This is a genomic window from Psychrobacter sp. AOP7-B1-24 (assembly GCF_052376215.1).
Classification (GTDB): Bacteria; Pseudomonadota; Gammaproteobacteria; order Pseudomonadales; family Moraxellaceae; genus Psychrobacter.
Map to the genome: position 1 here is coordinate 1 of NZ_JBQSVL010000065.1, position 18,746 is coordinate 18,746.

An 18,746-nucleotide genomic window follows, 5' to 3' on the forward strand; every position below is an offset into this window, starting at 1 on the left:
GATATAAGGCGGTAATTTTATTCCTGTAAATTCTAATGAAAAGTAGTCTATCTTGATGAGCGCTGCTTTAAATAGTTACTGAATCGTTCAACGCCTGTTGTTATCTATACGAACAATAAGAAAAAATTCCGCTACCTCATTCAAGGTTAACCAACAGGAATAACATTATGAAAATTCTCAATACTATCTTAGCTGGTGTCTGCCTACTCTCTCTCACCGCCTGCGGTACTCTTCAAAACTGGAATAGTGACTATTTATCAGGAGGAACAGAATATCTATCAGATGATCAAGGACTAATTAGAGATTGTAGAGGAAATCACTTAAGTCTTACTGGCGAACCTAGTTCAGAAGCCGAAAGGTTTTGGCAAGATAATAACTTATCTAAAGGAAATACTAATTTTGTCTGTAAAGACGGCAAAGCTTACTTACCTAGCAAGGTCACGGACTGTCAAGGCAATCTCATTGCTAAGCAATCTGGTGGCGTTGAAGGATTTAGAGCAAAGTATAATTTGAATAATGGAAATATGAGGTTTACTTGCAATAATGGCACTGTTACTCCTGTTCCTTTAAGCAGCTTACAATAAACGATTGAATGCTTAATCCTAATAGTTAGCTACGGTTTAGTTGATTCTACTTATATGATTATCGTAAATATAGATAATACTATCGCTACGTCATTCAAGGTTAATCAACAGGAGTAACATTATGACAATGATCAATACTATCTTAGCAGGTGTTTGCCTACTCTCTCTCACCGCCTGCGGCAATCTTCAAAACTGGAATAGTGACTATTTATCAGGTGGAGAATATCTATCAGACGATCAGGGAATGGTATTAAGCTGTTATGGGGACCTCATAAGCACGAAGCATAATTCTGAGTCAGCAGCTAATCGATTCTGGCAAGCTAATAACTTACCTAAAGGAACGGCTAATTTTGTCTGTAAAGATGGCAAAGCCTACTTACCTAGTAAGGTCACGGACTGTCAAGGCAACCTCATCGCCAAACAATCAGGCGGTATTGCGCAGTTCAAACTCAACAATGATTTCCCCAGATATGAAGATGGTGAAATGGTTTGGTACACCATATTTAACTGTCAAGGCAGTAAAGTTGTTCCTGTAGATCATACTAATAAGTAGTTTATCTTGATGAAAGCTACTTTAAATGCTTACTTAATCATTCAACGCCTGCTGTTATCCCTAAGAACAATAATAAAAATCTGTCTTCCCGACACCTCATTCACGGTTAATTAACAGGAGCAACATTATGAAAATCATCAACACTATCCTAGCAGGTGTTTGCCTATTCTCTATCACGGCCTGCGGCAATCTTCAAAACTGGAATAGTAGTTATTTATCAGGAGGAGGAGAATATCTATCAGACGATCAGGGGCTAGTGGGAGACTGTCAAGGAAACTTCATACTCACGAACCCTAATACTGTGTCAGCAGCTGATACTTTTTGGAAAACTAACAACCTACCAAAAGGGACCACTGACTTTGTTTGCAAAGACGGCAAAGCATACTTACCTAGCAAAGTCACTGACTGTCAAGGCAACCTCATCGCCAAACAGCCGGGTGGCATTACGCAGTTCAAGCTCAACAATGATTTTCCCAGATATGAAGATGGTGAAATGGTTTGGTACACCATGTTTAACTGTCAAGGTAGTAACGTGGTTCCTGTAGATTATACCAATAAATAGCTTATCTTGATGAACGCGGCTGCAAATGCTGCTTTAAATAGTTGCTGAATCGTTCAACGCCTGTTGTTATCTCTACGGACAATAAGAAAAATTTTCCGCTACCTCATTCAAGGCTAATCAACAGGAGTAATATTATGAAAATTCTCAATACTATCTTAGCTGGTGTCTGCCTTCTCTCTCTCACTGCCTGCGGTACCCTTCAAAACTGGAATAGTGACTATTTATCAGGAGATAGAACAGAATATCTGTCAAACGATCAGGGAACAGTGGGAGACTGTCAGGGGTTTCGCTTAAGCACAAGTGATAAACCGTCAGCAGCTGATAGGTTTTGGCAGGATAATGATTTACCAAAAGGAACCACTGACTATATGTGCAAGGATGGAAAAGCATATTTACTGAATAAAGTCACGGATTGTCAAAGCAAGGTTATTACTAATCAGCAGGGTGGCATTATGAAGTTTAGAAGAGATAATGGATTTCCTGATGGTTACTCATATGTGGCTTTCACTTGCACAAATGGCAGTGTAAAACCTATTATGTGGGAATAAAAAACCAACTAAAACATTAAGTTGTGTTGAACATTCAGATTTATTGCTTACTCATAAAATATGGATACAGAGTTTCGCTTCCAAAACCCTGCAACCAATTTTCTTGCTCTCCATTACGACTGCGTTTTCAGCTATGTCAGCGCTACTCTGCAATAAGCCCCGATAAAAAGGATTGCAGATTATCATTGAGCTTTTGAATATAATAGCCACCTTCAACTAAGACAATCAACGGCTTGTTTAGCGCTTTCATTTTTTGTGCCAATACCTTGAAGCCTTCGGTACTCACGGCACATTTCGCTTCTGGATCGTTCTCATAAACATCAAACCCCAAGACATGAACGATAACATCAGGGTCAAATAGTGTCATTGCCTCAATAGACTTATCAACATACTCAAAAAATCCAGCTTCGTCGGTACCATGTGGCATCGGAAAATTGATATTGTAGCCTTCGCCCTCGCCGACGCCTTTTTCAAATGCATGCCCTGTCACTGCTGGGTAGAAGTTAACAGGATCTCCATGGACCGAGGTATAGAGCACATCTTTACGGTCGTAAAATATCTCTTGGATACCTTGCCCATGATGCATATCAGTATCTACGATGGCGATTTTTGCATATTTCTGGCGTAGATGTTCAGCAATGATGGCGGCGTTATTCAAATAACAAAACCCACCCGCAGCGCTTTTGCGAGCATGATGACCCGGCGGCCGTGAAAAGCAAAGCTGTATATGATTTTCATCACGAACGGTATCTGACGCATTGTCATTTAACAGTGTTTCAGCCGCATTGAGTGCAGTCTGTGCCGACCAGTAAATAGAGGTCCAAGAATGCTCGCTGATGGGTGCGCAGTCATCTGCCTGATACTTTGACGCTTTTGCCATGATACCGATACCAGGATTGTCATAAGGTACAAAAATACCTGTTTGAACCTGCGCGCCCAAATCTTCCTCAACTGCCATCCAATCGTCATAGCCATGCTTAAGAAACTCAACATAACCAAAATCATGAACTGCCAGTACCGGTCCAATGCCGACATCGGTAGCTGTCGTCACTTCTAAACCTAACGCTGCTGGCGCTTTTAAAAACTCAACCATACGCTCTGGTATCTCTAACGGCTCATGCATTTTTCCATAAGAAAAATATGGCAGCGGTCTATGCAGGCTTAAATTTTCATGACTATAGATTTTCATATTTAACACTCCTTTGTTGGACACCATCATGTTTGAAACATTCTATTTTATTTTCAGTGTTTGGTATTACTGATATTAAAGCGTGTTGAACATTCACAAATAAACACTGCTAATAACTAAAACTGCGCCAATACTAACAGAAGGAGACAAGACTATTTTTTGCCATTTTATTGTTAAAAATAGACACTTAGAGTGACTAAACAATCCCATCGGCTTTTAGCTTGGCTATCGTAGCCTTATCATAGCCTAAATTTGCCAGCGTGCTATCAGTATGCGCGCTTAATCTTGGTGGCGGCGTACGATAAGTGACGGGTGATGCAGATAATTTAATTGGGCTACCAAGTGCTCTTACCGGACTGCCTTGGTCCGTGAAATTAACGATCATCTCACGTGCCAACGCTTGCGGCATGGCTAAGGCTTCAGCGACATTATGAATCGCACCGCATGGAATACCTGCTTGATCTAAAACCTCCAACCAATAAATGCGTGGTTGCGCGGCAAATTTTTTGCTCAGCTCATTACATAGCAGCACACGATTGGTCACACGTGCTGGATTGGTCGTAAAGCGATCATCGGTATGCCAATTAACTGCAAGCACGTCACACAGTTTGGCAAACTGACTGTCATTACCACAGGCTAAGATAAAGTGCTGCTCGCCCTGACCTGCGAATACTTGATAAGGTACGATATTGGGGTGCTGATTACCCAGTCTGGGCGGGACTTTACCCGATGCCAAATGGTTCATGCCGACATTGGCCAGCATGGCAAGTGCACTATCAAGCAATGCCACATCGACGTGTTGTCCAAGTCCAGTATTTTGACGTGCCAACAGTGCTGCTTGTATACCAATCGTCAGCTGCAACCCTGCAAACAAATCGACCACTGCGACACCAACCTTATGCGGTTCTCCATCACTTGGCCCTGTAATGCTCATCAGCCCTGACAACCCTTGAATAATATAATCGTAACCAGGGCGCGCAGCATCTGGCCCTGTCTGACCAAACCCTGTCAATGACGCATAAATCAGTCGCGGATTATGTTGTTTTAGACTGTCATAATCCAAGCCGTATTTTTTCAGCCCACCCACTTTAAAGTTTTCTACCAAGATATCACTATCAGCGGCCAGTTTTTTAATAATGTCTTGTCCTGCAGGCTTGGTGATATCTACCGTGAGCGATTTTTTATTGCGGTTAATTGTCGCATAATAAGCGGACGTATCATCGCTAAATATTGGCGGTGCCCAATGACGCGTTTCATCACCGATATGCGGACGCTCAACCTTGATGACTTCTGCACCAAGATCAGCAAGCACTTGGGTACAAGAAGGGCCAGCCAGCACTCTCGATAGATCAAGAACTTTGATACCGTGCAATGCACCTTTTGCCAATTCATTGCTGTTATTGCTGTTATCGCTATTGCTATCGACAGTCATAATAATCCCTTATTGTGTGGCGAATTTTTTGGTAATGAAATTGTTATTCATGATGTAATTAATAAGCAGTTAAATCATGAATAACAACTAAAAAACGTACGTTACTGCTTATATATGCTTCGTAAAAAGCCAAGCAGTCACGTACGTCATAGAATACAGTTGCACCAAACACTTTTAGCTATAGTCAGTTCAATATAATTTCGATACAAGGAAACCGAGTGCAAGTTATACATTAGTATGCTTAGCGAGGATGACGATGTAGCGGATTTATATAGACTTGACTATAAAACGCTTAAAAGAACGCTTGAATGCCCGTCTGCGCACGACCTAAGATAAGCGCATGGATATCATGTGTGCCTTCATAAGTGTTGACCGCTTCCAAGTTCATGACGTGACGAATAACATGGAATTCATCAGAGATGCCATTACCGCCATGCATGTCACGAGAAATACGTGCGATATCCAGTGCTTTACCGCAGTTATTACGCTTAATGAGTGAAATCATCTCAGGCGCTGCGTTGTCTTCATCCATCAGACGACCCACACGTAACGCGGCTTGCAAACCTAAGGTGATTTCAGTCTGCATATTAGCAAGCTTCAACTGTACCAGCTGCGTCGCGGCGAGCGGACGACCAAACTGCTTACGATCTAACGTGTACTGACGAGCGGCTTTCCAGCAGAATTCAGCCGCACCCATCGCGCCCCATGCGATACCATAACGCGCTTTATTTAAGCAGCCAAATGGGCCTTTTAAACCACGGATATCTGGGAAAGCATTGGCTTCAGGAACGAACACTTTGTCCATCACAATCTCACCTGTGACTGACGCACGTAATGAGAACTTGCCTTCGATTTTCGGTGCTGACAAGCCTTTCATGCCTTTGTCTAAAACAAAACCACGAATCTCACCAGCATCGTCTTTTGCCCAAACGACAAACACATCAGCGATAGGGCTGTTGGTAATCCACATTTTATTGCCCGTCAGCTCATAACCGCCATCCACAGCGCGCGCACGCGTCGACATTGACGAAGGATCAGAACCTGAATCTGGCTCAGTCAAACCAAAACAGCCAACATACTCACCTGTCGCAAGCTTTGGTAAATAACGCTCTCTTTGCTCTTCTGTGCCATACGCCCAAATAGGATGCATAACCAAACTTGACTGCACACTCATCGCTGAGCGGTAGCCCGAATCAACAGCTTCTACTTCCTTAGCAATCAGACCATAGGCAACACTCGATAAACCAGCACAGCCATAGCCTTCGATCGTCACACCCAGTAGACCCATCTCACCCATTTGACGCATGATATTGCGATCAAAATTCTCGTTACGGTTGGCCTCTAAAATGCCAGGCATCAGCTCATTTTGGAAAAACTGGCGGGCACTATCCGTCACCATGCGTTCTTCGTCAGTGAGCTGGTCACGTAATAAAAATGGGTCTTCCCAATCAAAACTTGGACGAGTAGATGTTGCCATGTGGAGCTCCTTGATATCAGTCATCCTGACCGATGAATGGTGATTAATAAATGGTTTGGATTAATAGGCTATTGACTTCATAATTCCGCTGTGCGAAACTTAGTTTCATAAGTTAAAACCATTTAAGCAAACTTTCGCTGCGCTGTAAACCTTTATCCAAAAAATATGAGTATAAAATGACAAAATCCTTATCGACAGCCATACCATTATTGGATCGTATGACGACCACAATTGAACAAAGCAAGGAAGATAATGATCGGCAGTTTGTTACAGCATTGGGTCGTGGGCTGACGCTACTCGCAGCATTTGAACATGATGATAGGCTCACCCATCAGCAGTTGTGTCAGATGACAGCGCTACCAAAAGCAACCATCACTCGCCTGATTCATACCCTAACCACGCTTGGGTTTTTACGTGTCACTGAGCATGGACAGTATCAATTGGGCAGTAGTACTGTTCGATTGAGTGCTACCGCGTGGAGTCGTCACGACATGGTCGCAGCGGCTGAGCCTTTACTGCGGCAATTCGCTAGTGAAAACGAAGTATCAGTGAATTTGGCGACCGAAGTCGAAGGAGAGATGCGCTATCACGCCTGCTGCCGTAGTCCTGCTCGTCTATCGGTAAATTTACAGGTTGGTTCAGCCGTTCCAGTAGCACGCACAGCCATCGGACGTGCTTTTTATGCGGCAAGCTCACAAGCAAGACAGGCTGTGATTCGTAGCAATTTACAAGAACAGTTGTCTATCGAGGATTATAACCATGCACAAACTGCCCTAGCCAGCGCGGCAGAGCATTATGAGAAGTATAGCTATACGGTATCTGATGGAGATTTTTCTACTGACATATTGGCGGTAGCCATTGGCGTGTTTGATGTCGCAACTGGGCAATATACCTACTCGCTCAATGCCAGTGTGCCAAGTGCCAACTGGGAAGCGGATGACTATGCCGCGATGATAGTGCCAAAGTTACAGGTATTGGCGGAGCGGATTGGTGGTGGGAATTAAAACGGTTTGTATTCAGCGTCTCTAGGATCATAGATCATCACCGAATCGTCTGCACTAACCTTATAGCGATCACGGACATGACCCACGTAAGGATCGCCACCACAGGTGTCATCATGAACTTCAATAGCGGCAAACTCCCAACTGCTCGCTATGGCGTCGTCATTGTTACTCTCAGGGAGAAACTGTAAACAATCCAAATCTGCGTTCGGACGCTGTTCTAAAGCCACTATTAATAATTCAAATGCTGCCCTTTCGGTAATACCTATTGTGGCAGTCGAACTATCTACGACTGCTCCATCCTCTCGATTTAACGGGTTGCAAGCAGTTAATAAGACAGCTAGAGAAATACAAATCGTTGACGTAAGCAAGTGCATATTCTAGCTCCATAAAAAACTATGTAGTTCCATAGAAAATCATTCAGTGATGACATTATCTTTAAAAGTATCATAACGGATAACAAACATCAGACTATTCCACGTACTTTCCATTTAACTTGATTGAAAATTCGTTATATCTGTATATCATAAAGACTAATTACAAAACAAAAGTTAATTAGGATTACTGATGAGACACCATAATAAAAGTCAAAATGGACAAACCTCTTATTTAGATTTTGGTTTACGTTCAAAACTGGGAATTAATTTAGGTATTGGCTTACTGTGTGCCCTAACGCTTAGCGCTTGCCAGCAGACAGATACTCAGGACGCTGCTAATAATCAGGCCGATAATACCAGCCAAACAGCCGATGGAGAAAACGCAGCAGCAGACACAGCTATACAGGATTCTACTAGCATACAGTTCCCACAATATATCAATGGTACGCCCGCACTATTGCACCCTATTACGCCGATTGATATAGAAGACCAAGAAGCAGGCTTGAGCAGTATTAAATATAGAAAAGGAGAAATGGTCTATCCTATATTTGAGCGACAAAGCACTTATCGATATAACACGCATGCCAGTAACTTTGTGTTTGAAGAGATAGCGACAGGTAACACGCAAAGACTAATGCCCGATGACAACTTCATCATCAATCAGATATTCCTACCATATACCACGCAATACAAATTCATTGCAGCTAAAGATATCTTACAAGATGAAGCACTTGCATATGACAATGAAATGTCAGCTGACATAGATCATGAAGCCAGTCCTTATGCAGAGCAAGATGCTCCTAGAGATACCGAAAAAGTGACTATCAATACCCCTTTCAATCATATCATTTACCATGTCTCTGAAACGCCCAATCAGCCTGACGAAGAAGACAAAAATATCATGCGTCAACAAGCGTTATACATGAGTGACAATATGGGTAAGCAACTGACCAAACTGCATCCTGATAATGAGTATGTACAATCGACTAAGTGGATGCCACAAGTTGCGCGTTACTATTTTATTACCCAGTCCGACAGTGACGGTAATGGCATTATTAATGAAAAAGATGCCACTCATAATTACCAAATTGACTTCTCGATAGACACGCCAGTGGTTGAAGGCTATGACTTTTAAGCTAACAAAAATTCTCTTTTCCTGGGTACTGATATTTATCTTGGCATAGATTATTCATATTTCGGGGACTATCTTACAGATGAAAATATATACGATCTAGATGGTGTGACTTTTACGAAAACACCAGACTATATAGGATAAGCAGCTTACTGTAGGTTTCAAATAGAAGTGTATCCCAATAACAAAACCATCGTTACGCCATTAGTAAAAGGTCTTTGTTTACACCCTTTTTATTATCATAAAAAACAATAATCCTGAAGAGTTGCAATGTCAAAACACCTTTATAGCCTCATTGTCATTTGTCTACTCCTGACAGGCTGTGACAAAGATATTGACATTTATCATGCCAAATATCTAGATGATATTTTCCCAAACAGTGATGGACAGCAGACATTCATCGTCAAATCTCACTTTTGGAACCGTCCGACATGTGGTGACATAGAACAGTGGTCAAAAGAAAATATCGAACCTGTAAACTATCAAAAAATATATAACTTTTTAGAGTACGATAAAAATATCACTTATGACAATCAATACTTAAAGTCAGAATATGATGCGATTAGATTGGATTATCTTGTATGTCAAATGTATGATGACGATAGGCAATGCTTTAACTGTGAGGAATAATTTTTACTAACAAGTAGTTATATTCATATGCCAAAACACCTTTATAGCCTCATTGTTACTTGTCTACTCCTGACAGGCTGTAATGAAGATATTGACATTTACCATGCCAAATATCTAGATGATATCTTCCCAAACAGTGATGGACAGCAGGCATTCATCGTCAAGTCTCACTTTTGGAACCATAAGAGCTAGCAACGACTTAAGCAAGAGGTCTATTATGTAGTTCTAGTAGCACTTTTTTTTAGAAAAATCACTTTGCAAGCTGTAGTCATGAACATTAAGATATAAATTAATACCCATATTAAATATGTATAGTTTTTTCCAAGAAATATCGTTGAGTAACTGATTTCAATTAAATTAGAAGTTTCCATCAAGGTGAATATATATAAACTTAAGGTTAAATATATCAAAAACAAATATAATTTTTTTTCATATCTAACAGGTCTCACGAGTACAGTTACAATCATCAGTATAAATAAAATCAGACTACCTATTATCAATAGTATGTGATCATTATCGCCTGAACCCTGTAATTCAGAAATTTTATATAAGTCATTATTTTCGATATAAGAATGAGTGTATAGTCCGCCAGATCCGTTAATGAACAAACTGACGACTAAGGATAAAAAACTTAAGAAGGTAATTATTAATAGTATCGCCATTTGTTCCTTCCCAAAACTATATCTTTTATTTTTTAGATGACTATCGATGGAGTTGAGGACAAGCCCTAATCAATCTAATAAAGGCTCAGGCAAAACTGGCGGCGTACTGTCCATATACGTTAAATAATTCAGCCACAACTCATGCGTGCGTTGTTTGGTTATTCGGGTACTACAGTTAATAGACATTAAGCCGCGAATTGACCCTGTCGTCCATGACGTATAGACCGCATCACAATTACTATATTCATATTTTTCCCAAGCTTTTTGAGAGGCTTTGATGGCCTCAACAATCTCAGGGTTTTTACTGTATTGAGAATAACTGGCAATCAGATATCGACGCATATTTTTAGTAGCATCTTCTCTCTTTTGCGCGGCACAGTACTCCATCGCGTAGGTCGAATAAGCCTTTTCACAATCAACCGTATCACCATTACTCGCCCAGACGGGCATTGCCATTAACGTAAATGCACCCAGTATAAAACCATACGGTGCAGAGGTTGGCTTAACATTCATGATACTGCCTTATCTTTTTAATCATACTAAATAGTATACTTTATTTGCCTAATTTGCGTTTATTGGTTAAATACAATATCTACCCCAACTCATCAAACCTCAGCCCAAATTTCATCAGATACTTACGCAATCTATCGCTATCATTTGGGCTTTTAAGCTTATCGCGCGAATTTGCATACAGATAACGCCCCGCCGCTGCTTGGTTCTTATGGTTGATACAAACTTCAATCACATATGCCAATTGCACCACATCAAACGGATCAATAGTTGTCAGAATCTCTTCATCGAGATATTGACGTAAAATGTTATGGCTACCCTGCTCGATAGTTTCATTATCTAAAGTAGTATTGGAACTTATATCGCTTAGGCTATTTTTATTCGCGTTATTGCCTTTATTATCGCTGCCTAACCCATTCAAGCTGTCAGGCAATTCCCAAAGATGCGTTAATCGCTCAATCTCCGCTTGCACATCATCATTGCGAATGACTTTACTCTCAGCAAGTGTAGTCAAACGAATCATACTGGCGGTCAAATCACGAAAATTCCCTTGCCATGTCGCATCCTGACTCATTGCAAAGCTTTCATAACACTGCCGTGCTTCTGGGGTAAATCGATATTGCTGTTGTTGCTCGCTACCCAAGCGTGCTAGCTCGTAATCGATATTGGCTGGTAAATCTTCCAACCTATCTTTGAGTGATGGTAAAAAGAACGTCCATGTATTGAGACGCGCAAACAAATCCGCTCGAAACTCGCCATTAGCGACCGCTTGCCGCAAGTCTTTATTGGTGCCTGCCATTAGTTGAAACGACACGCTAATCGGTGTATCACTACCGAGCGGATAAAAGCGCTGCTCCTCCAGTGCGGTCAATAGCATCGCTTGCTCATCCAGCCCCAACTCACCGATTTCATCTAAAAACAATAACCCACCATCGGCTGATTTTAGCAGTCCATCGCGACTCGTCGCAGCGCCCGTAAATGCACCTTTGACATGACCAAATAGCACACTCATGGCGGTGTCACCACGCAGCGTGGCACAGTTTACCTCGACGAATTGTTCGAGCGTGTTTTTGCCTTGTGTACTGCTGACTTTGGCTTTTTTAAGCGTGTAGATTTGGCCTGCCAATTGCGACTTGCCCGCCCCTGTTGCGCCCATCAGTAGTATGGGTGCAGTTGATCGGGTGGCGACTTTTTCGATATCGGAGATGAGCTTTTTATAAGCGGCGTTTTGGGTGACTAGATTGGCTTGCAAGGTTTGCCAATGTTGCTGCTTTTCTGCCTCAAAACGCTCGCGCAAACCATCATAGCGTGAGACATCCAAATCAATCACTTGATAGCGCCCTTGCGGATCAGCTTGGTCAGGTCTTGGGCAAGGCGAGGTTTGAATCAAATCAGCTGGGATAAATCCCGCCTCTACCAATAAAAACCAGCAAATCTGCGCCACGTGTGTACCCGTGGTCAGATGCAGTAAGTAATCGGTACTATCCTGAAAGTTAAATCCTGCGGCAAAGTCATACAGCTCAGCATAAACGTCGGCAAAATCCCACGGACTGGTCAATGCCACATGATGACCAATCACGGTAGTGTTTGGGCTGACCTGCGCAATATCATCGGTAATAATTTTAAACAGCCGCTTATCACGCTTACTATACAAGATATGCAGCTCATCGACCAACAACTCATCATGCAGACCTAAGCTCACGGTTGGCCGCCATCGTTGCCAACGCTTGTCATTAAAGCCATTGTCTAAGGTAGTGCCAAGGAAGCCGATGACGGCGGTTTTATTCATTGTTAGCTTCCACAGCTTCACGTTTAACTGACATTATTTCAAGTAAATAGCTTTGACCTTTAGGTGTTATCTCCCAATAACTAGTAGCCCCGATACCAGTAAAATTAATATAGCCTAGTGATAGGAATTGAATTTTTACTTTCTCAAAATCAGTAAAATCTATTTTTGAAGAAATGCAATTTTCATGTTTTCTTGAAGAGATATATTTACTTAAAGTATTGAAAACTACACTTTCATTCTGTCTTTTAAGAATTTTTGGACCAATACATTTAAACAAGTTATTCCAAGTTACCTTTTGCTCCCAAGATTTATTTTTTTCTTGATCGTCTTCTAGTATCTTACATTTTATGGAAATTGAAACCTCATCATCACCTTGAGCTACATTTGATAGTTCACTCCTATTCTTTTGCAACTGATCTACCTGTTTTTCAAGCTTACTATTCTCTTGTCTGAGGTCATTCAGTTGCTTTAATAATTCAGTATTATCAGTTGCTTCATTTCCTCTTACCCAGCCTACAGCTGGATAAGTTTTAATTGTTTTAGGTAGACTGAGCGCAACTAGGCCTGACAATTCTTTTGCATCACTCCAAAATTTAACTAGACGTCCTGTTGTCACTTTATTCCTAAATTTTTCTAATTTATCTTGAGCTTCAGGATTCATCTCTACCTTCTCAACCGATAGCTTTTCAGGACTACCATGGACTAATGCGATAACTTTAATACCTTTACTGATGGCATAATCGTACTCCATTTCTGTGTAGCTAATTCCATCATCAGACAGACTACCGTATCTACCGCCTATAATAAGTAGGTAATAATCACTGTCATCAATCACTTTTTTAATGAATTCAAATTGCTCTTCATCTAGAGCAGGAAACAACTCCATACCAGCTGGTATACAGTCCATTTCCATAAGTGTTTGAATAACATTGCTTCTCTCATCTTGTAAGTCTGCAAATGTAGAACTCACAAATACTTGATATCTCTTATCCATATACGACGACCTTTTATAGTTAACTTTCTATATTTTTATAAAATATCATATTTTCAGAAATTAGTTTAATTATATCTCATATTAACAGTCACTTTTATTTTTTATAATTAATTAATAATATCAAATACTTATATATAAATTTTAAATATTATAAAAACTTGGCATGCCCTTAGCATTATATAAATTAAGAAAAAATTTTTTTCAAATACTAAGGAACGTACGATGCAACCAACTACTCATAATATTATTCAAGACGGTGGAACGCCTATCAGACTTTGGACCAAGGGCGTGCCTGTTGATCCAAAAGCGCACGACCAATTGATCAAAGCATCAAAAATGCCGTTTGTATATAAATGGCTTGCGGTGATGCCCGATGTGCATGTCGGTATTGGCGCGACTATTGGTACGGTATTGCCGACTAAAGAAGCGATTATTCCGGCTGCCGTTGGCGTCGATATCGGCTGCGGAATGATGGCAGTACAAACCACCCTAACCGCAAACGATTTGCCAGACAGTTTGCTTGGCCTGCGTACCGAACTGGAAAAAGCGATTCCGCATGGTCGTAGTAAAACGCGGGGTCGCGGGTCACGCCGTGATGTCGGTGCATGGGCAAACCCTGACGATACCGTCATGAACGGTTGGGGAACGCTGGTTGATGACTTTAATTATATAACTCAAAAGCACCCTCGCCTAAAAAACACCAATAACCTTAACCATTTGGGTACGCTGGGTACGGGGAATCATTTCGTCGAGGTGTGCCTTGATGAGACCAATCAAGTTTGGATCATGCTGCACTCAGGCTCACGCGGTGTGGGTAATGCCATTGGTCGCTACTTTATTGAGCTGGCACGTGAGGACATGCGTAAGTGGTTTATCAACTTGCCTGATAAAGATTTGGCCTACTTTGCCGAGGGTACAGAGCATTTCGATGACTATTGGTTTGCGGTTGGTTGGGCGCAGCGTTTTGCCTTTAAAAACCGCGAGATCATGATGGAAAAAGCGATTAAAGCGCTACGCCACATCATACCTAAGCCGTTTGATGCTGCCGTAAAAGCGGTGAACTGTCATCATAACTATGTAGAAAAAGAGCAACATTATGGCGAAGAAGTATTTGTGACCCGCAAAGGCGCGGTACGTGCCCGCGTTGGTGAATACGGCATTATTCCGGGGTCGATGGGTGCCAAATCATTCATCGTACGTGGTAAAGGGAACGAAGAATCGTTTTGCTCTTGCTCGCATGGCGCAGGTCGTATCATGTCACGTACTGAGGCCAAAAAGGTATTTACAGTCGCCGATCAAATTGCGCAGACTGCGGGCGTAGAATGTCGAAAAGACGCGGATGTGATTGATGAGATTCCAGCGGCCTATAAAAACATTGATGACGTGATGCAAGCACAAAGTGATTTGGTAGAAGTGGTACATACACTGCGGCAGGTGGTTTGTGTTAAAGGGTAAGACAATCATAGAGATAAAATCAGTTATTTAGAAAGCTATGAAAAAACTAACCTCTATTCATAAAAACATCTTAAAAAGCGAAGCAAAAATTCAAAGGTTCCATCATTTGATTGGCAGTACTTTTGCTAAGCGAGATGATAATAAACAAAGTTACGAGTCATGGCAAAACGCGTGTGCCAATTTTCATCAGAACTATGGCGCCTTGGTATTTCATAGTGATAATTTTGAAGGTGAAGAGGATCTTATAGAATTACTCGCTCATGATAGCGCGAATGGTGTATACGCTAGAGAGTTTGCCATTTGCTTTATCGAGCTGCGACCTTATTACTTTCGCTCTGGCTATCTATACAAAAAATTATTACGCAAACTCAAACATGCACCATTAACTCAAGACCAATTATCACGTTACGATAAAATTAAACATGCATATCAGCAGTATCGTCACAATAGAATAAATACAGTCGATCCACTATAAAATAAATACAGCGATACAGGTTCTATTTTGCGCAGCCCCTGTCTGCGTAGGCACAGCAAGCAAGTAAAATATAACCTGTATCGCATGGTTGTATCTCTTTTATTTAGGACTGACTATAACAATTATAGAAAGATTAAGGAAAACCAAAATGAAACTCGCAGAAGCCTTACTTATCCGTAGCGATATGCAAAAGAAGCTGGCTCAGCTTAAGGGTCGTATCAACGCCAATATTAAAGTACAAGAAGGCGATACGCCATCTGAGGACCCAAACGAGCTAATGATTGATGCCAGCCAGCTCATTACTGAGTTGACGGCGTTGATTGAACGCATTCACCGTACCAATGCAATTGCCAAGACGGATAAAGGTCAGTCGATGCTAACGCTGTTGGTAGAGCGCGACACCTTAGAGATGCGCCATAAGCTATTGGTCGATGCCATAGCAGCCACGCATACCGAAACAGACCGTTATAGCCATCGTGAGATTAAATATAATGTCATGGTATCGGTGGCCAGTTTACAAAAGCAAGCCGACGATATTGCCATGAAACTGCGTCAAATCAATATTGTGATTCAAGCCAATAACTGGCAAATCGACTTAGCAGAATGATTTTTTTAATCACTAATTTTAGAATTTCCTATAGTCAATCAATGTTAAAAATGATACAAGGCAGACGAGCGCAAGTACTACAGTAGTAGGCTAAGCGAGTCTAACGCCGTAACACTTTAAGAGTGATTCGACTATATGTGCTTGATTTGAGCGCATAGACCACCCTTTTGGAACCGACTGGGCGAGTGTTAAGACCCCGCACTCCACAACAGGGGGTTGAACAAATACTGCAGTGGCTACTTGGCGTTGCGGGCAAGCGTCTTTTTTACCATTCATGCCCCGTACCTGTCACTTATCACACAGCACTATTTAGACCTTATCACCAGACACTGACAGTCGGTTTCAATCTTATTTTTAAAGCCATTTGTCGTAAGTCATCTGGCAGCTTTGGTTCACAGTCATCTGCCATACGCATAATCGTTATCTAAAAATGTTGACGTTAATACCCCTAAACGAATATAGATGCGGTAAAATAAAGCGTGCGTAGCATGTGACTACAGCACAGAGTTACAAGCATTTTTATATTAAAATATTTGATAATTACTTTTATGAGGACATACCAATGATAAACATGAATGATATGTTAGGTGCCGTAACAGGTGGTGATAACGCTGATGATAACGGCCTATCTGCATTGATAGATAGCGCAAAAAATATCAGTAGCGAAGACATACAAAGATACCAAAGCATGTCAAAGTCTGAGCTATTAGATGAGATCAAAAACTCTGAACACAGCGCCGCCGTCGTGGCGTTTATCAAAGATCTAATAGCAAAGAAATTCAACAGCTAATCATTGATAACTAAATCTCAAGGTTCACCTTGAACTATTAAAGTTTGATAGATTATTAGGGCCCGAAAAATATGCGTCATAGCGTATTTTTTAGGCTCTTTTATTTTATATAGTCAATCCAAAACAAAAGAGATAAAGATGAGCTTTACACCTAACCACAGCGCCCAAGCGACAAGCAGCGCTGTTGTAAATACCAACACAGCAACCCTAAAAATCGACGGCCGCACTGGTGAAGGTGGTGGGCAAATTATCCGTACGGCACTATCTTTATCAATGCTCACAGGCATACCGATTGAAATCACCAATATTCGCGCTGGGCGAGCAAAGTCTGGATTGATGCGTCAACACCTGATGTGCGTGCAGGCCTCTCAGCAAATATCAAATGCCACCGTGACAGGCGCAGCGTTAGGCAGCTCATCGTTTCGCTTTGCGCCTAATGCGATTCAATCTGGTGATTACCATTTTGATATTGGTTCGGCTGGCAGTACCAACCTTGTACTACAAACGCTACTCCCTGCCCTACTTTTTGCCAATACCAACATCCAAGCAGCCTCAACCGTCACGATAAAAGGTGGTACGCACAACCCTCTAGCGCCCACCACGGACTTTTTACAGCACGCATTTGTCCCTGCACTGGCAAAATTAGGTATGCAAGTAGATATCGAATACTCGCAAGCAGGGTTTGCACCCATTGGCGGCGGCGTGATTAAGGCAACCATTACCCCATTTATGCGCCGTGCTGGATCACAGCCGTTAACGCTAACCGAACGCGGAACGCTGACAAACATTGCACTGGTCGCCAGTGTCCTAAATTTAGAATATGACATTGGTAAACGCGAGCTTGCCAGCGCTACAGCTACGTTGATGGATAGCGGAGTGGATGATACGCTTATGACCAGCAATACCAATCACCTAGACGGTATCGGTGAAGGAAATACTTGCTCCGCACTGGTTACTCATCAGTATGGCAACCAGATTCACCAAGAAATGTTTACCCTATTAGGTGAAAAACGCACGTCAGCGGAGAAGATGGGCAATCGCTTAGCAGGCTTGGTCAAACGCTATCTTTTTAAAACCAATGCGTTAGTCGACGAGTACTTATCCGACCAGCTGCTATTACCATTGGCATTATCTGGTGGCGGCGAATTTACTGCACGAATTATCAGTCAGCATACCGAAACCCAAGCATGGCTGATTGAGCAATTTTTGCCCGTTGAGATTAGCTTTGAAGCGATTGACGAGCAGAAAAATTTGGTGCGAGTGATTATTTAAATACAATCTATTTAGGGTGTGTTGATCTTTCGATCATGGCACTGACAGCGACTATTTGTGAATGTTCAACACGCCCTAATTCAAATAAAAAAGCCTTGCTTAGTACTGCAAAAAGCAGACTCAGCAAGGCTGAAATTTTAGCCAATTTATAGAAAATTGGCTGATATTTACATCTCTATTTCATATTGCATGACAGCGCATATCTTAATTGGCACAGCAAATCGCCATGGTGTACCAGCACTACAATAAAAAAAACCGTCACTATATGATACGATATATGCTGTAAAATCATTGCCACAATGATCCATCATTGCTTGCTCATCGCTTTCATCACAAACTGCACACCATATTTCGCTATCACCTCGTGCGAGCATAGCTCGTGTTAATTCACTGCCTGTTAGTCCATTATGCATCGTCAGCTCCTTAGTCATTCTAAATCCTCTAAAAAACAACGTATTTGTAAAGTATTAATTTCAACAGTACCGAATCTGTTATTTTGATATGAGCTGTAAGCAACGACTTTTTTAGTGATAAAAAGATGCGTAAGACATCACTTACTGTATGTATCGATTACCACAAACAATATAGTCTAGAACAGCAGCATTAAAACTGTAATATTTAAGTGCTGTTTTTATGACAAACGGCAAAATTGTTATGACAAACGGTACAACAAGATAAACAAATCAATAATACTTATACTAAAAATA

Annotated in this window: 21 protein-coding genes; 13 read left to right on the forward strand and 8 right to left on the reverse strand. The window is 41.4% G+C overall.

The annotated features are described in order from the left end of the window. Positions 1-167: 167 nt before the first annotated feature. The 4 genes from ACT3QP_RS11610 (at position 168) to ACT3QP_RS11625 (ending at position 2,247) form a co-directional block, all read left to right on the forward strand. Complete coding sequence (locus tag ACT3QP_RS11610) at positions 168-584, forward strand: hypothetical protein (RefSeq protein WP_444525603.1); 417 nt, start codon at positions 168-170, stop codon at positions 582-584. Positions 585-705: 121 nt separating this feature from the next. Beyond that, positions 706-1,137: a hypothetical protein gene (locus ACT3QP_RS11615; protein ID WP_444525604.1), complete on the forward strand. Its 432-nt coding sequence runs from the start codon at positions 706-708 to the stop codon at positions 1,135-1,137. 127 nt (positions 1,138-1,264) lie between these two features. Continuing rightward, complete coding sequence (locus tag ACT3QP_RS11620) at positions 1,265-1,699, forward strand: hypothetical protein (RefSeq protein ID WP_444525605.1); 435 nt, start codon at positions 1,265-1,267, stop codon at positions 1,697-1,699. A 134-nt stretch (positions 1,700-1,833) separates the two neighbouring features. Further along, the gene (locus ACT3QP_RS11625) at positions 1,834-2,247 is read left to right on the forward strand and encodes a hypothetical protein (protein WP_444525606.1); all 414 of its coding nucleotides are present in this window, start codon (positions 1,834-1,836) and stop codon (positions 2,245-2,247) included. 142 nt (positions 2,248-2,389) lie between these two features. Here ACT3QP_RS11625 and ACT3QP_RS11630 read toward each other — a convergent pair whose 3' ends face one another. From ACT3QP_RS11630 to ACT3QP_RS11640, 3 genes are all read right to left on the reverse strand, one after another. Next, positions 2,390-3,436, reverse strand: coding sequence for a histone deacetylase family protein (locus ACT3QP_RS11630; RefSeq protein ID WP_444525607.1), 1,047 nt, complete (start codon positions 3,434-3,436; stop codon positions 2,390-2,392). Positions 3,437-3,632: 196 nt separating this feature from the next. Further along, the gene (locus ACT3QP_RS11635; protein ID WP_444525608.1) at positions 3,633-4,868 is read right to left on the reverse strand and encodes a CaiB/BaiF CoA transferase family protein; all 1,236 of its coding nucleotides are present in this window, start codon (positions 4,866-4,868) and stop codon (positions 3,633-3,635) included. A 292-nt stretch (positions 4,869-5,160) separates the two neighbouring features. After that, a complete protein-coding gene (locus tag ACT3QP_RS11640) occupies positions 5,161-6,345 on the reverse strand; it encodes an acyl-CoA dehydrogenase (protein ID WP_444525609.1) in 1,185 nt (394 codons plus the stop codon). 176 nt (positions 6,346-6,521) lie between these two features. On the opposite strand from ACT3QP_RS11640, the gene ACT3QP_RS11645 reads away from it, so the two are divergent. Further along, positions 6,522-7,349, forward strand: coding sequence for an IclR family transcriptional regulator (locus ACT3QP_RS11645; protein ID WP_444525610.1), 828 nt, complete (start codon positions 6,522-6,524; stop codon positions 7,347-7,349). Here the strand turns inward: ACT3QP_RS11645 and ACT3QP_RS11650 are convergent. Then, positions 7,346-7,723: a hypothetical protein gene (locus tag ACT3QP_RS11650; RefSeq protein ID WP_444525611.1), complete on the reverse strand. Its 378-nt coding sequence runs from the start codon at positions 7,721-7,723 to the stop codon at positions 7,346-7,348. The genes ACT3QP_RS11645 and ACT3QP_RS11650 overlap by 4 nt on opposite strands. Before the next feature lie 190 nt (positions 7,724-7,913). Here ACT3QP_RS11650 and ACT3QP_RS11655 point away from each other — a divergent pair, with 190 nt between their 5' ends. The 3 genes from ACT3QP_RS11655 (at position 7,914) to ACT3QP_RS11665 (ending at position 9,677) form a co-directional block, all read left to right on the forward strand. After that, entirely contained in the window at positions 7,914-8,858 is a 945-nt protein-coding gene (locus tag ACT3QP_RS11655; protein ID WP_444525612.1) for a hypothetical protein, read from the forward strand. A gap of 267 nt (positions 8,859-9,125) precedes the next feature. After that, positions 9,126-9,485, forward strand: coding sequence for a hypothetical protein (locus tag ACT3QP_RS11660; protein WP_444525613.1), 360 nt, complete (start codon positions 9,126-9,128; stop codon positions 9,483-9,485). A 27-nt stretch (positions 9,486-9,512) separates the two neighbouring features. Further along, complete coding sequence (locus ACT3QP_RS11665) at positions 9,513-9,677, forward strand: hypothetical protein (RefSeq protein WP_444525614.1); 165 nt, start codon at positions 9,513-9,515, stop codon at positions 9,675-9,677. Positions 9,678-10,216: 539 nt separating this feature from the next. On the opposite strand, the gene ACT3QP_RS11670 is transcribed toward ACT3QP_RS11665, so the two are convergent. The 3 genes from ACT3QP_RS11670 to ACT3QP_RS11680 all read right to left on the reverse strand — a co-directional run bounded on the left by ACT3QP_RS11670 (position 10,217) and on the right by ACT3QP_RS11680 (position 13,440). Continuing rightward, positions 10,217-10,660, reverse strand: a complete 444-nt coding sequence (locus ACT3QP_RS11670) for a lysozyme inhibitor LprI family protein (RefSeq protein ID WP_444525615.1) — start codon at positions 10,658-10,660, stop codon at positions 10,217-10,219. Positions 10,661-10,739: 79 nt separating this feature from the next. Further along, positions 10,740-12,446 carry an RNA repair transcriptional activator RtcR gene (gene rtcR / locus ACT3QP_RS11675; protein WP_444525616.1) on the reverse strand — a complete coding sequence of 569 codons (1,707 nt, stop codon included), beginning with the start codon at positions 12,444-12,446 and terminating at the stop codon, positions 10,740-10,742. Continuing rightward, on the reverse strand, positions 12,439-13,440 hold the full coding sequence (locus ACT3QP_RS11680; protein ID WP_444525617.1) for a DUF4062 domain-containing protein: 1,002 nt from the start codon (positions 13,438-13,440) through the stop codon (positions 12,439-12,441). Before ACT3QP_RS11680 ends, rtcR begins: the two co-directional genes overlap by 8 nt. Before the next feature lie 222 nt (positions 13,441-13,662). Here ACT3QP_RS11680 and ACT3QP_RS11685 point away from each other — a divergent pair, with 222 nt between their 5' ends. The 5 genes from ACT3QP_RS11685 (at position 13,663) to rtcA (ending at position 18,039) form a co-directional block, all read left to right on the forward strand. Continuing rightward, positions 13,663-14,895 (forward strand): RtcB family protein, encoded by a 1,233-nt coding sequence (locus tag ACT3QP_RS11685; RefSeq protein WP_352259378.1) that lies wholly within the window; start codon positions 13,663-13,665, stop codon positions 14,893-14,895. Between the two features lie 37 nt (positions 14,896-14,932). Further along, positions 14,933-15,370, forward strand: a complete 438-nt coding sequence (locus tag ACT3QP_RS11690) for a hypothetical protein (RefSeq protein ID WP_444525618.1) — start codon at positions 14,933-14,935, stop codon at positions 15,368-15,370. Between the two features lie 148 nt (positions 15,371-15,518). Continuing rightward, positions 15,519-15,977, forward strand: a complete 459-nt coding sequence (locus ACT3QP_RS11695; protein ID WP_444525619.1) for a DIP1984 family protein — start codon at positions 15,519-15,521, stop codon at positions 15,975-15,977. Positions 15,978-16,539: 562 nt separating this feature from the next. Further along, the gene (locus ACT3QP_RS11700) at positions 16,540-16,767 is read left to right on the forward strand and encodes a hypothetical protein (protein ID WP_444525620.1); all 228 of its coding nucleotides are present in this window, start codon (positions 16,540-16,542) and stop codon (positions 16,765-16,767) included. A 138-nt stretch (positions 16,768-16,905) separates the two neighbouring features. Next, positions 16,906-18,039 carry an RNA 3'-terminal phosphate cyclase gene (gene rtcA / locus ACT3QP_RS11705; RefSeq protein WP_444525621.1) on the forward strand — a complete coding sequence of 378 codons (1,134 nt, stop codon included), beginning with the start codon at positions 16,906-16,908 and terminating at the stop codon, positions 18,037-18,039. Positions 18,040-18,206: 167 nt separating this feature from the next. Here the strand turns inward: rtcA and ACT3QP_RS11710 are convergent, their stop codons facing one another. After that, on the reverse strand, positions 18,207-18,452 hold the full coding sequence (locus ACT3QP_RS11710) for a hypothetical protein (RefSeq protein WP_444525622.1): 246 nt from the start codon (positions 18,450-18,452) through the stop codon (positions 18,207-18,209). Positions 18,453-18,746 lie beyond the last annotated feature (294 nt).

Bases quoted from the DNA above. Each gene is read 5' to 3' on its own strand.
- ACT3QP_RS11610 (WP_444525603.1), top strand. From the start codon at position 168: ATGAAAATTCTCAATACTATCTTAGCTGGTGTCTGCCTACTCTCTCTC.
- ACT3QP_RS11665 (WP_444525614.1), top strand. From the start codon at position 9,513: ATGCCAAAACACCTTTATAGCCTCATTGTTACTTGTCTACTCCTGACA.
- ACT3QP_RS11630 (WP_444525607.1), bottom strand. From the start codon at position 3,436: ATGAAAATCTATAGTCATGAAAATTTAAGCCTGCATAGACCGCTGCCA.
- ACT3QP_RS11615 (WP_444525604.1), top strand. From the start codon at position 706: ATGACAATGATCAATACTATCTTAGCAGGTGTTTGCCTACTCTCTCTC.
- ACT3QP_RS11625 (WP_444525606.1), top strand. From the start codon at position 1,834: ATGAAAATTCTCAATACTATCTTAGCTGGTGTCTGCCTTCTCTCTCTC.
- rtcR (WP_444525616.1), bottom strand. From the start codon at position 12,446: ATGAATAAAACCGCCGTCATCGGCTTCCTTGGCACTACCTTAGACAAT.
- ACT3QP_RS11640 (WP_444525609.1), bottom strand. From the start codon at position 6,345: ATGGCAACATCTACTCGTCCAAGTTTTGATTGGGAAGACCCATTTTTA.
- ACT3QP_RS11620 (WP_444525605.1), top strand. From the start codon at position 1,265: ATGAAAATCATCAACACTATCCTAGCAGGTGTTTGCCTATTCTCTATC.
- ACT3QP_RS11645 (WP_444525610.1), top strand. From the start codon at position 6,522: ATGACAAAATCCTTATCGACAGCCATACCATTATTGGATCGTATGACG.
- ACT3QP_RS11690 (WP_444525618.1), top strand. From the start codon at position 14,933: ATGAAAAAACTAACCTCTATTCATAAAAACATCTTAAAAAGCGAAGCA.
- ACT3QP_RS11710 (WP_444525622.1), bottom strand. From the start codon at position 18,452: ATGCATAATGGACTAACAGGCAGTGAATTAACACGAGCTATGCTCGCA.
- ACT3QP_RS11700 (WP_444525620.1), top strand. From the start codon at position 16,540: ATGATAAACATGAATGATATGTTAGGTGCCGTAACAGGTGGTGATAAC.
- ACT3QP_RS11655 (WP_444525612.1), top strand. From the start codon at position 7,914: ATGAGACACCATAATAAAAGTCAAAATGGACAAACCTCTTATTTAGAT.
- ACT3QP_RS11660 (WP_444525613.1), top strand. From the start codon at position 9,126: ATGTCAAAACACCTTTATAGCCTCATTGTCATTTGTCTACTCCTGACA.
- ACT3QP_RS11670 (WP_444525615.1), bottom strand. From the start codon at position 10,660: ATGAATGTTAAGCCAACCTCTGCACCGTATGGTTTTATACTGGGTGCA.
- ACT3QP_RS11685 (WP_352259378.1), top strand. From the start codon at position 13,663: ATGCAACCAACTACTCATAATATTATTCAAGACGGTGGAACGCCTATC.
- ACT3QP_RS11635 (WP_444525608.1), bottom strand. From the start codon at position 4,868: ATGACTGTCGATAGCAATAGCGATAACAGCAATAACAGCAATGAATTG.
- ACT3QP_RS11680 (WP_444525617.1), bottom strand. From the start codon at position 13,440: ATGGATAAGAGATATCAAGTATTTGTGAGTTCTACATTTGCAGACTTA.
- ACT3QP_RS11650 (WP_444525611.1), bottom strand. From the start codon at position 7,723: ATGCACTTGCTTACGTCAACGATTTGTATTTCTCTAGCTGTCTTATTA.
- rtcA (WP_444525621.1), top strand. From the start codon at position 16,906: ATGAGCTTTACACCTAACCACAGCGCCCAAGCGACAAGCAGCGCTGTT.
- ACT3QP_RS11695 (WP_444525619.1), top strand. From the start codon at position 15,519: ATGAAACTCGCAGAAGCCTTACTTATCCGTAGCGATATGCAAAAGAAG.